Annotated in this window: 9 protein-coding genes; 4 read left to right on the forward strand and 5 right to left on the reverse strand. The window is 72.5% G+C overall.

The window, feature by feature from the left end; genetic code table 11:
- Window positions 1–123 precede the first annotated feature (123 nt).
- The gene (locus ACZ499_RS33705; RefSeq protein ID WP_468680161.1) at window positions 124–498 is read right to left on the reverse strand and encodes a GntR family transcriptional regulator; all 375 of its coding nucleotides are present in this window, start codon (window positions 496–498) and stop codon (window positions 124–126) included.
- 258 nt (window positions 499–756) lie between these two features.
- On the opposite strand from ACZ499_RS33705, the gene ACZ499_RS33710 reads away from it, so the two are divergent.
- Window positions 757–1257: a ribonuclease FAU-1 family protein gene (locus ACZ499_RS33710; RefSeq protein WP_468680163.1), complete on the forward strand. Its 501-nt coding sequence runs from the start codon at window positions 757–759 to the stop codon at window positions 1255–1257.
- A gap of 282 nt (window positions 1258–1539) precedes the next feature.
- Entirely contained in the window at window positions 1540–2598 is a 1059-nt protein-coding gene (locus tag ACZ499_RS33715; RefSeq protein WP_468411979.1) for a lytic polysaccharide monooxygenase auxiliary activity family 9 protein, read from the forward strand.
- 90 nt (window positions 2599–2688) lie between these two features.
- Here the strand turns inward: ACZ499_RS33715 and ACZ499_RS33720 are convergent, their stop codons facing one another.
- From ACZ499_RS33720 to ACZ499_RS33730, 3 genes are all read right to left on the reverse strand, one after another.
- On the reverse strand, window positions 2689–3567 hold the full coding sequence (locus ACZ499_RS33720) for an esterase/lipase family protein (RefSeq protein WP_468680165.1): 879 nt from the start codon (window positions 3565–3567) through the stop codon (window positions 2689–2691).
- A gap of 249 nt (window positions 3568–3816) precedes the next feature.
- On the reverse strand, window positions 3817–4893 hold the full coding sequence (locus ACZ499_RS33725; RefSeq protein WP_468680167.1) for a DNA polymerase Y family protein: 1077 nt from the start codon (window positions 4891–4893) through the stop codon (window positions 3817–3819).
- Window positions 4890–8405 (reverse strand): DNA polymerase III subunit alpha, encoded by a 3516-nt coding sequence (locus tag ACZ499_RS33730; RefSeq protein ID WP_468680169.1) that lies wholly within the window; start codon window positions 8403–8405, stop codon window positions 4890–4892. The genes ACZ499_RS33725 and ACZ499_RS33730 overlap by 4 nt, the downstream gene beginning before the upstream one ends.
- Before the next feature lie 177 nt (window positions 8406–8582).
- Here ACZ499_RS33730 and ACZ499_RS33735 point away from each other — a divergent pair, with 177 nt between their 5' ends.
- The gene (locus tag ACZ499_RS33735; protein WP_468680171.1) at window positions 8583–9638 is read left to right on the forward strand and encodes an ABC transporter permease; all 1056 of its coding nucleotides are present in this window, start codon (window positions 8583–8585) and stop codon (window positions 9636–9638) included.
- 88 nt (window positions 9639–9726) lie between these two features.
- Here the strand turns inward: ACZ499_RS33735 and ACZ499_RS33740 are convergent, their stop codons facing one another.
- Window positions 9727–10662, reverse strand: a complete 936-nt coding sequence (locus ACZ499_RS33740; RefSeq protein ID WP_468680251.1) for a slipin family protein — start codon at window positions 10660–10662, stop codon at window positions 9727–9729.
- Between the two features lie 212 nt (window positions 10663–10874).
- On the opposite strand from ACZ499_RS33740, the gene ACZ499_RS33745 reads away from it, so the two are divergent.
- Window positions 10875–11744, forward strand: a complete 870-nt coding sequence (locus ACZ499_RS33745; RefSeq protein ID WP_468680173.1) for an alpha/beta fold hydrolase — start codon at window positions 10875–10877, stop codon at window positions 11742–11744.
- The last annotated feature ends 63 nt before the right edge of the window (window positions 11745–11807 follow it).

Raw genomic sequence — 11807 nt, forward strand, 5'->3', positions numbered from 1 at the left:
GGCTCGCGGCCGAAGATTGCGGCTCGCGGCCGAAGATTGCGGCTCGCGGCCGAAGATTGCGGCTCGCGGCCGAAGATTGCGGCTCGCGGCCGAAGATTGCGGCTCGCGGCCGAAGGCTGGTCGTCAGTCGCCGTACACCGCTCGCACCGCGTCCGACACCGCCGCTTGCGCCGCTTCGCGGCTGAGTCCCAGGCGCCGCACCTCCACGGCGTAGGTCCGGGCCGCCGCCGCGGCCCGGCGTTCCGCCGCGTCGCCCGCCGCCGCGACGAACGTGCCGTTGCGGCCGCGCGTCTCGATCACCCCGTCCGCCTCCAGCGCGCGGTAGGCCTTGGCCACGGTGTTGGCGGCGAGCCCGAGCTCCTCGGCGAGGCCGCGCACCGTGGGCAGCTTGTACCCCACGGGCAGCACCCCCGCCCTGGCCCGCTCGGCGATCTGGGCCCGCAGCTGCTCGTACGGCGCGCTCGCGGCTTCCTGGTCAATGACGATCTTCAGGGTCACACACCGATTCTGCCCCTCCCCCGCCCGGGGCGAAAATGGGAGGCACCCGCCGTGCCCCCACGCATAACGTCCGACTCCGTGACCGTGACCGTCCGGACAGGCCTTCCTCGGCGTCCAGGTCCACCGCGGCCACCGTGACCGCGGCGCCGACCGCACCGATGCGTTCACCGCCAACGACGCCGGCAACGACGCCGCCAACGGCCTGATGCCGGCGATCAACAACTGGTCCCTACGAAACCTGCGCTACGGAGATACGTTATGTCCGCGAACTCGGCTGAGCCCGGCTCCCTCCTCACCGTCACCCTGGTCAAGTCCGGCCGTACGAAGATCGGTTACCCGGCGTCCGTGGTGTCCGACGACGGCGTCCGGCTCACGGTCCGCGCCCCCTGGGCGGCCGACGGCGTCCGCGACTTCGGCTTCGTACGCTTCGAGCCGGGCGACGTCTTCACCGAGCACTACTGGCGGGACCGCTGGTACGCGGTGAAGGAGGTACGGGCGGCCGACGCGTCGCTCAAGGGTTGGTACTGCGACATCACCCGCCCCGCCGTGGTGCGCGACGGAGCGGTGGTCGTCGAGGACCTGGACCTCGACCTCTGGATCTCCGCCGACGGCGGCACCGTGCTCCGCCTGGACGAGGACGAGTTCGCCGAGAGCGGCCTGGCCGACCACGACCCGGACGCGGCGGCCCGCGCCGTACAGGCCCTGGACGAGCTGGAACTCCTGGCGAAGCTGGGCAAGTTCACGGCGCTGCTCGACTAGTACGCGACTCGACTGGTACGCGAGTAGAACGCGCGCGATACGACCCGGGACGGCCCGCCTCATGTCCGAGACGGGCCGCTTTCGTGCCCGGGACGGCCCGCCTCGCGCCCGGTGGGGCCGCCGCCTCCCGGCCCGGGGCGGCCCCTTCTTAACCGTCTCTCAGTCGGTCCTTAAGGCGACCATAAAGATCGCCATCACCCGCTCCCAGCAGCCGATTTCGCGGTTCTCGGCGGCTAGCGTGCTCCACGCCCACCCTGTGCAGCACCGAAGGAGAACGTCACGATGACCGCTCGTCGCAAGGCCGCCACCGTCGCCGCCCTGGCCATGGCGCCGCTCGCGCTGACCGGGCTCGCGGCCGGTCCTGCCGCTGCCCACGGCTCGATGACGGATCCGGTCAGCCGGGTCTCCGCCTGCTACGCCGAGGGGCCGGAGAGCCCCCGCTCGGCCGCCTGCAAGGCGGCCGTCGCCGCCAGTGGGACCCAGGCGTTCTACGACTGGAACGCGGTCAACATCGCCAACGCGGCGGGCAAGTCGAAACAGATCATCCCCGACGGCAAGCTCTGCAGCGCGGGCAACGACAAGTACAAGGGCCTCGACCTGGCGCGCGCCGACTGGCCGTCCACGAAGCTGACGGCCGGGCGCCACGCCTTCCACTACAAGGGCACGGCTCCCCACAAGGGCACGTTCGAGCTGTACGTCACCAAGGACGGCTACGACCCCACCAAGCCGCTGAAGTGGTCGGACCTGGAGTCCGCGCCGTTCGCCAAGGTGACGAACCCGTCGATGCGGAACGGCGATTACGTCTTCGACGCGACCCTGCCCGCCAAGTCGGGCCGCCACCTCGTCTACTCGATCTGGCAGCGCTCGGACAGCCCCGAGGCCTTCTACACCTGCTCCGACGTGGTGTTCGGCAAGGACAGCGGCGGCACCGGATCCGCCCCGGCCCCGACGGCCTCGGCGCCGACCCGGCAGCAGGTCGAGGAGGGTGCCTCCAAGTCGACGGTGGAGCACCACGGCCACGGCGACGACGACGCGAGTACGGGCGCGGGCGCACCGGCGCAGCAGGCCGCCGACAAGGGCGGGAAGCGGAGCGGCGGGCAGCCGGGCGGGCAGGGCGCGGGCAAGGAGCAGTCCGGCAACCAGCCGCAGACCGACAGTGTGGCCGCGGCTCCGGCCCAGAACGGCTCGGTCCGCACCGAGAACCTCGCCGAGACGGGCGGGAGCAGCTCCACCCCGTACCTCGCGTTCGGCGGTGCGGCCGCCCTGGCCGCGGGCGCCGCGTTCCTCTTCCTGACCGTCCGCCGCAAGGCCGCACCGGCCGGCGGCCGCCACGGCCGCTGATCCACCCGCCACACCCCACAAGGCGAGGCCCCTTCAACCTACTTCGCGGGTAAAGGGGCCTCGCCCTTGCCGTCTACGGGGAGCGTGGGCTCAGCCGATGACGGACGCGCAGGTGGTGGGCGTGGCGTGCGCGGGGTCGAGCGCGTTCACCACTTCGTGGTAGGTGATGCGGTCGACGAGCCCCATGGCCACGTGCTCGGAGAGGTCGAGGGCGCACTTGTCCTGGATGAGGACGTTGTCGACATCGGGTCCGTTCAGGAACTGCGAGCGGTACGGGGTGACCACCTCGTCGTACTTGCTGGCGATGACGGTGTAGCGCACTCCGGGAACGGTGTCGCCGCCCGCGTTGAGCTTGGCCAGGAACGGCGACCCGGCCACCTGGTCGGCGAGGCCGGGGGTGGCGAGGCTGAGCAGGTCCCCGGCGCCGGGGAAGTAGGGCAGCAGCGCCGTGAGGCCGAGCAGGGTGGTGCCGTGGTTGTCGGGCGCGATGCCGACCAGGGTGTTCACCTTGGAGGCGCCGCCCAGGAACTTCAGATACCAGCGCGGCATCATGCCGCCCTGGGAGTGCCCCACCAGATCGGCCTTGGGGGCGCCGGTCGCAGCGAGCACTTTGTCTACGAAACCGGCGAGCTGTTCGGCCGATTTGTCGATGGGGCCGAGACCGTTGAAGAGCGGTACGCCCGGAAGCCGGCCGTAGTCGAGGGAGAAGACGCAGTAGTCCCGGTGGGCGAGGTACGGGGCGAGGGCCAGCCAGTTGTCGACCGAGTTCCCGAAGGTGCCGTGGACCATGACGACGGGGCGGGGATGGGCGGCGGAGGGCTTGCAGGAGTAGTTGTTCCAGCCGCTGCTGGGGGCGGACCGGGCGTGCGCGGCGGTGGCGGGAACTGCGGTGGCCGCGGCGGCGAGCAGCACCGCCGCCAGCGGTCTGAGCAGGTGCTTCCAGGCGCGGCGGGGCTTCCAGGACAGCATCGAGCGATCTCCTTGCGGCTCAAGGGGAGTTGCGGGGGACACACCCTGTGATCCGGACCACAAGTGCTGTTCGCTCGCCAAATTACGCACCAGTAGCCTGAGAGTGAAGTTACGCGTCAGTAAAAACTGCCAACTGCCGTGTCTGTCGCTGTTCGCGCTCAGCTCTCTCGTCGGGACCCTTACGGACGGAACGGAACGGAACGGGGCGAGGTCGCGGCCCGGCCCCGGCGTGGCCGAACCGGACCGCGCTCAGGCCGCGTCGGCCAGGGTGCCGGGGGGTGTCGCGGTGCCGACGGGGGTTGCCCCCGGTCCGGTTGCCGTCGCCGCGCTGACGATCGCGGCCGGGCCGAAGCGGGCGCGGGCACGGTCGGCGACCGCCTCGATACGGCGGGCCCGGTCGTCCGTGGGGTCGAACGTCAGCTGCCGGGAGGCCAGTCGGGCGGGCGTCAGCCCCTCGGCCCGCAGGGAGACGCCCCGGACACGGGCTCGCTGGAGGCCGAGCGACTCATGGATCGCGTACGCCAGCGCGGTGAGCGCCGGGGAGTGGGCCGTGGGCTCGCGCAGGGTGCGGCCACGGGTGGTGGTGGACCGGTCGGCGTACCGGACGGTGAGCGTCAGGGAGCGGCACACCTGCTCCGTGCCGCGCAGCCGGGCACCCAGCTCCTCCGTGAGGGAGAGCAGCGCACGGCGTCGGCGGTCGGGGTCCAACTCGTCGCGGGGGAAGGAGCGTTCGGCACCGAGGGAGCGGGCCGCCGCGTTCGGCACGACGGGTGTGCGGTCGATGCCTCGGGCCCGTTCGTGGAGCTCGCGCCCGGACCGCGCCCCGACGATCCGCTGCAAGGTGGCGAGCGGGGCAGCGGCGACCCTGCCGACCGAGTCGAGCCCGTACGAGCAGAGGGTACGGGCGGTCGCGGTGCCGACCCCGTCCAGCGCGGCGACGGGCTTGTCCGCCAGGAACTCCGTCACCTCGTCCGGGGACAGCGCCAGGGTCGTGCCCGGCCGGGCACCCCGGGCGGCCATCCGGGCCAGCATGGGGTTGGGCCCGGCCCCGATGGTGCAGTCCACTCCGCAGTGGGCGAGCGCCCTGACCCGGATGACGGAGGCGAGCTGGGCCGCGTTCCACCCGAAGTACCGCTCGGCGCCCCGCACATCGACGAGCGCGGCGTCCGGCGGGAGCGCCTGGACGACCGGGGTGAGGCCACCGAGCACCGCGAGCAGCGCGGGGAGCGCGGCCTCACACCCACCGCCCGTACCCGTACCACCGGCAGCAGACCCTTCAGGCACCGGAGCCACAGGAGGCGCATGGAATCGAACGCAGAGGATCATCCCGCGCTCCCCGGGCTCTGGTGCCACAACTTCCGGCCGGTGGCGGCCCGTTCGCCGGGGGGCTGGAGGTCGGCCCAGGGGTTCAGCTGGTACCCCGTGGGCAGTTCGATACGGCGTCCGCCGTCGGGCTCCTCCCCGGGCGCCCCCTCGCCGTCGGGCACCGGCACCGGCGCCGGGGTCGACAGACGGGCGGATACCGCGTCCAGGCCGCCCTCGCGGCGGAGTTCGACCAGCTCGGCCAGGTTCCAGGCCGCGGCGCCCACCACGCTGAGGCTGCGCGGGCCGCGCCGCTGCACCACCCCTCGTACCAGCAGGAGCCAGGAATGGAAGACGGTATGAGCACAGGCGGCGTGGCTGTCGCCGAAGAAGGCGAGGTCGACCAGGCCCGTCCCGTCGTCCAGCGTGGTGAAGATGACCCGCTGGCCGGACCGGATGGGCGGGGTCTGGGTGGCCGCCTTGGCGCCCGCGACCAGGACGGTCTCGCCGTGCCCGGCGTCCCGCAGCCGCTTGGCCGAGACCACGCCCAGCTCCTTCAGGAACGTCTCGTGATCCACCATCAGATGGCGGGACGCGTCCATGCCGAGGACGCCCAGCTCGGCGCTGAGCCGTTCCGCCTCGTCGAGGTCGGGCAGTCCGGCTCGGGCCGTCCGCCGCCCGTCGCCGAGCGGGAGCTGGCCGCCGCCGGACCCGGCCGCCCGCTGGGCGCGGTGGAGTTCGGCGAGGTGCAGCAGCAGGTCGCGCCGGTTGCCGCCGAACGCGTCGAGCGCGCCGACCTGGGCGAGCCGTTCGGCGACGGGGCGGCTCGGCCTGGCCCGCCGCCAGAAGTCGAGCAGCGAGGAGTAGGGCTGCCCCTGTTCGATCCGGGCGGTCTCGGCCTCGCTGATCCCCTGGACGTCCGCGAGCGCGAGCCGGAGCCCCCAGATCCGGGATCTGGACACCAGTTCGATTCGATGGGCGGCCGCCGACCGGTTCACGTCCACCGGCAGGATGGGCACCCCGCGCCGCCGGGCGTCCGCGAGGAGCAGACGCTTGGGGTACATCCCGGGGTCGTGGGTGAGCAGCCCGGCGTAGAAGGCGGCCGGGTGGTGGGCCTTGAGCCAGGCCGACTGGTAGGTCGGCACGGCGAACGCGACGGCGTGCGCCTTGCAGAAGCCGTACGAGCCGAAGGCCTTGATGATCTCCCAGGTGCGGTCGATCACTTCGGGCGTGTACGAGCGCTCGGCCGCGCGCGCGGCGAACCAGACGCGGATCTTCTCCTGCGACTCGGGGTCGGAGAGGGCACGCCGGGCCTGGTCGGCCTCGGCCCGGTCGCAGCCGGTCAGTACGGCCACCATCCGGATGAGCTGCTCGTGGAAGACGACCACGCCGTAGGTCTCCCCCAGTACGTCCGCCAGGTCCTCGTGCGGGTGGCGCACCGGGGCCCGCCCGTGGCGCGCCTCGATGAACGGCCGGACCATGTCGGCGGCGACCGGTCCCGGCCGGAAGAGCGAGATGTCCACGACCAGGTCGTGGAAGGTCGAGGGCTGCAGCCGCCCGATCAGATCGCGCTGGCCCGGCGACTCGATCTGGAAGCAGCCGAGCGTCTCGGTGGAGCGGATGAGCCGGTAGGTCGGCAGGTCCCCCTGCGGCACCTGGCGCGGGTCGTCGAGGTCCAGCCTCCGGCCGGTGGTGCGGCCGATCTCGGCGACCGCGTGCGCCATCGCCGACTGCATCCGTACCCCGAGGACGTCCAGTTTGAGCAGCCCGAGGTCCTCCACGTCCTCCTTGTCGAACTGGGACATGGGGATGGGGGCACCTCCCTGGCCCTTAAGGCCTTGGGGGACCTCGCCGCTGGTCGGCACCACCGGGGTGCGGCGCAGCAGCGTGATGTTCGAGAGCAGCACTCCGCACGGGTGCATGGCGATCCCGCGCGGCAGCCCGTCCAGCGCCTCGACCAGCTCCCACAGCCTCCCGTGCCGCCCCTGCTCCGCCGCGACCTCGCGCAGCTCCGGCAGCTCGGCCATCGCGGCGCGGGCGTCACGGGCCCGGATGTGCGGGAAGGACTTGGCGATCCGGTCGATCTCGGCCGGGTCCATGGACAGCGCGGCGCCCACGTCGCGTACGGCGTGGCGGACCCGGTAGGTCTCGGGCATGGCGACGGTGGCGACCCGTTCGGTGCCGAAGCGGCCGATGATCGCGCGGTAGACGTCGAGGCGGCGGGCGGACTCGACGTCGATGTCGATGTCGGGCAGCACATAGCGCCGGGTGGACAGGAAGCGCTCCATCAGCAGGCCGTGTTCGACGGGGTCGGCGTGGGCGATGCCGAGGAGGTGGTTGACGAGCGACCCGGCGCTGGAGCCGCGCGCGGCCACCCGGATGCCCATCTCCCGTATGTCGTCGACGACCTGGGCGACGGTGAGGAAGTACGCGGCGAAGCCGTGGAAGGCGATGACGTCCAGCTCCCGGCGCATCCGCTCCCAGTACGTGCGGTCGGTGTCGTAGCCGCGCAGCACCATGCCGGCGGCGGCCCGGGAGGCGAGGACCCGCTGCGGGGTGCGGTCCGCGGCGCCGACGAGATGGGGCTCGGGGAAGTAGCTGTACGTCTTGAGGCCCAGCTCCCCCCGGGGGTCGACCAGGCACGCGGCGGCGGTCTCCTCGGTCGTGGCGAGCAGCCGGTGCGCGGCGTCCCGGCGGAACCCGGCGGCCTCGGCGACCCGGTCGGCGGCGCGGGCCATGGCGGCCGGGTCCTTGAGCCAGCGCTCGCCGCTGTCCAGCCCCCGGCGCGGGTCGACGGGGACGAGCCGGCGGGCCGCGTCCAGGACGTCGGCGACCGGCCCGAGCCCGGCGTCCGCGTACCGCACGGCGTTGGTCAGCACAGCCGGTACGCCCTGTTCGGCGGCGAGGCCGAGGGTGCGGGCGGCGAGCCGCAGCGAGCCGGGCCCGGTGCCCGCGCGCCCGTGGTGCACGACCTCCAGGCGCAGGGCGTCGCCGTACAGCTCGCGCCACGGCGCGAGGAGGTGCGCGGCCCGGTCCTGGCGCCCGGCCGCGAGCGCCCTGCCCACCTCGGACGCGGGTCCCAGCAGCACGGTGAGTCCGTCGGCGGGCAGCGCGGACCAGGAGAGGACGGGCGGTCCTGCGGCCATGTGGGCGGAGGTGATCAGTCGGCAGAGCTCCGCCCAGCCGGTGGCGCCGTCCCGGGCGAGGAAGGTGGCGCGCGGCGCCGACTCGTCGACGAAGGCGCCGCCCCGCACCGGGGTGCGCGGACGCCGGGCGGCGGAGGCCCCTCTCGCCTGCCCCTTCGCTTGTTCGAGAAGGTGTTCCGGGACGGCGAGGTCGGTGCCGAAGAGCGGGCGCACCCCCGCGGCGGCGCACGCCTTGGCGAAGCGCACGGCGCCGGCGAGGGTGTCCCGGTCGGTGAGAGCGAGTGCGTCCATCCCCCGTTCGGCGGCGCGCTCGGCCAGCCGTTCCGGGTGGGAAGCCCCGTACCGCAGGGAGTAACCCGAAACGGTGCGCAGATGCGTGAAACCGGGCACCCGCACCTCCTGGACCAATCGTTCTCACTTTCCTCTCCTTCACCATAGACCAATTTTCGAACGTACGTACGATGGATGAATGAGCGGTCAGTGCGCGCGACCAGCCCCCCGGGGGCAGTCAGCCGTTCGGACCAGCCCCGACTGCGCCGCCCTGCCGCGCCCCGGAGGGTGAGGGGCATGACGTTCGTCGACGAGGTGAAGAGCGCCGTCACCGTACGGGCCGCGCTGCTGGTCACCGGCGTGCTCGGGCTGATGGTCGCGTTCATCGCGTCCTATGCCGGGGCCTTCCACAGCCCCAAGCCGAAGGACGTTCCGTTCGGGGTGGTCGCGCCCGCACAGATCAGCGCACAGGCCGTGCAGCGGCTGAACGCGATCCCCGGCGGCGCGCTGGACGCCCGTGCGGTCGAGGACCTGGCCGCGGCCACCCGGCAGCTGCGCGACCGCGACATCGACGGCGCGCTGATCGTCGACCCGAGGTCCACCACCGACACCCTGCTCGTCGCGGGTGGCGGCGGGGCGTCCCTCTCCCAGGCCGTCGAGCTGGTCGTCACCGCGATCGAGAAGGCCGAGCAGCGCACCGTGAAGGTGGTCGACGTCGCCCCGGCCCACCGGGACGACGCCCGGGGCCTGTCCTCGTTCTACCTGGTCGTCGGCTGGTGCGTGGGCGGCTATCTGTGCGCCGCGATCCTGGCGATCAGCCATGGCGCCCGGCCCGCCAACACCCAGCGGGCAGTGATCCGGCTCGCCGCGCTCGCGGTGTACTCGATCGCCGCCGGGCTGCTCGGCGCGCTGATCATCGGGCCGGTGCTCGGCGCGCTGCCGGGCAGCTATCCGGGCCTGGCGGGCCTGGGCGCGCTGGTGGTGTTCGCGGTCGGCGCCACCACCCTGGCCTTCCAGGGCCTCGCCGGGATCATCGGCATCGGCCTCGCGATCCTGGTCGTCGTCGTCCTGGGCAACCCGAGCGCGGGCGGCGCCTATCCGTATCCGCTGCTGCCACCGTTCTGGAAGGCGATCGGCCCGGCGCTGCCCCCGGGCGCCGGCACCTGGGTGGCGCGCTCCATCGCGTACTTCCGGGGCAACGCGGTCACCGGCCCGCTCCTGGTGCTGTCGGCCTGGGCGGTGGGCGGGGCCGTGGTCACCCTGGTCATGGCCGGGCTGCGCAAGAAGGACGAGCGCGCGGGGGGCGACCCGCTCGAAGTCGGTGCGGTGGGCGGGGCAGGGACCGGCGCCTGAGCGTCCCCAACGTCTCCGGCCCGCCCCACACGCGCAGACGCGGCCGACCGACCGGGTGGGGTGTTCACGGGTGCGGATCCGTCCGCAATCATGGAATCGAAGGTGGCTCCGCTGGTGGAGCTTCTATTCCTAGCTCTGAATGGGCCTGCGCTCCAGGAGCCTCCAGGTCGGGCACGTCCACCGCAGGCGCGTCCACCACAGGCACATCCGCCGAAGGCCCATCCGCCGCCGGAGCATCCGTCGCAGGCGCCGACACGGCCTGCTGCGGGGCCGCCCGCTCCAGGAACCGCAGGAGCTCCACTGGGAACGGCAGGACCAGCGTCGAGTTCTTCTCGGCCGCCACCGCCACCACCGTCTGGAGCAGCCGCAGTTGGAGGGCTGCGGGCTCCTTCGACATCACCCCGGCCGCCTCGGCCAGCTTCTTCGACGCCTGGAGCTCCGCGTCCGCGTTGATCACCCGCGCCCTGCGCTCACGGTCGGCCTCGGCCTGACGGGCCATCGAGCGCTTCATCGTCTCCGGCAGCGAGACGTCCTTGATCTCCACCCGGTCGATCTGCACGCCCCATCCCATGGCCGGGCTGTCGATCATCAACTCCAGGCCCTGGTTGAGCTTTTCGCGGTTGGAGAGCAGATCGTCGAGGTCGCTCTTGCCGATGATCGAGCGCAGTGAGGTCTGGGCCATCTGGGAGACCGCGAAGCGGTAGTCCTCGACCTGGATGACGGCGTCGGCCGGGTCTACCACCTTGAAGTAGATCACCGCGTCCACCCGGACCGTGACGTTGTCGCGGGTGATTCCGTCCTGCGCCGGGACGGGCATCGTCACAATCTGCATGTTCACCTTGTGGAGCCGGTCGGCGAGCGGAAGGATCAGGGTGAAGCCCGGGCCGCGCACCGATCCCCTGAGTTTGCCCAGCCGGAAGACCACACCGCGTTCGTACTGCTTGACGACCCGGGCCGCCGCCATCACATACACGATGCCGGCGGATCCGACGGCCACAGCCGTCGCCACCAATGCCTCGACCATCACGGCCCCCAAGGGTCCGAATCGGACGTGTACTTCGACGGTAACTCCGCTTCCGTCCCAGGGGGAGTCCCGGTCACACTCCACTGAATGGATAAAACGCGGGCGGGAGGGGAATGCCGCAACAGTCGATGCCTGTATCCGACAACCGGTATGGGCGGTACGAGGACGGTCCCGGCGATCGGTATCGCGACCCACTAACGGAGGGGGCACGAGTGCGCGGTCGGGTGCGCGCGGCCGACGGGCGGCATCTGACGGTGGAGCGCTTCGGGGACCCGCGGGGCAGACCGGTCTTCCTGCTGCACGGCACCCCCGGCAGCCGTCTCGGCCCCGCACCCCGCGGCATGGTGCTCTACCAGCGCCGGATGCAGCTGATCGCCTACGACCGGCCCGGCTACGGCGGCTCCGACCGGCTGGAGGGCCGCAGCGTCGCCGATGTCGTCCAGGACGTGAAGGCGATCGCGGACAGCTACGGCCTGGAACGCTTCGCCGTCGTCGGCCGCTCCGGTGGCGCCCCGCACGCACTGGCGTGCGCCGCCCTGCTGCCCGAGCGGGTCACCCGGACCGCCGCGCTGGTCACGCTCGCGCCCCGGGACGCGGCCGGGCTCGACTGGTTCGACGGGATGACCGCCTACAACGTGGAGGAGTTCACGACCGCGTCGGTCAACCCCGAGGAGTTCGCCGCCCGGCTCATCCCGCGCTCGGACGAGATACGCCGGAACCCCATCCAGCTCCTGGACGAGCTGCGCCGCGACCTCACCCACGCCGACCGCATGGTGGTCAAGGACGCCGGGGTGCGGTCCATGCTGCTGCGCAACTACCAGGAGGCGCTGCGGACTTCGGCGTACGGATGGATCGACGACGCGCTCGCGTTCTGCGGCCCCTGGGGCTTCGACCCCGCCGACATCACCGGCGAGGTGCTGCTCTGGCACGGCGTGAAGGACGTGTTCTCACCGGTCGGCCACTCCCGCTGGCTCGCCGAACGCATCCCGGGCGCGACGGCCGTCCTGGAGCCGGCCGCCGCCCACTTCGACGCCCTGCACGCGCTGCCCGACATCCTCACCTGGCTGATCGAGGAGGACTGACCTCCGGCGGCACCCGGCGGAGGGAACCGGTGCGATCACTCCGGTCGCACCGGTCGTCCCCTC

The sequence above is a fragment of the Streptomyces sp. NPDC031265 genome (genome assembly GCF_055570295.1).

Excerpts from the sequence above, each read along its gene's own strand:
- ACZ499_RS33710 (WP_468680163.1), top strand. The coding sequence starts at position 757 with ATGTCCGCGAACTCGGCTGAGCCCGGCTCCCTCCTCACCGTCACCCTG.
- ACZ499_RS33715 (WP_468411979.1), top strand. The coding sequence starts at position 1,540 with ATGACCGCTCGTCGCAAGGCCGCCACCGTCGCCGCCCTGGCCATGGCG.
- ACZ499_RS33720 (WP_468680165.1), bottom strand. The coding sequence starts at position 3,567 with ATGCTGTCCTGGAAGCCCCGCCGCGCCTGGAAGCACCTGCTCAGACCG.
- ACZ499_RS33725 (WP_468680167.1), bottom strand. The coding sequence starts at position 4,893 with ATGATCCTCTGCGTTCGATTCCATGCGCCTCCTGTGGCTCCGGTGCCT.
- ACZ499_RS33735 (WP_468680171.1), top strand. The coding sequence starts at position 8,583 with ATGACGTTCGTCGACGAGGTGAAGAGCGCCGTCACCGTACGGGCCGCG.
- ACZ499_RS33740 (WP_468680251.1), bottom strand. The coding sequence starts at position 10,662 with ATGGTCGAGGCATTGGTGGCGACGGCTGTGGCCGTCGGATCCGCCGGC.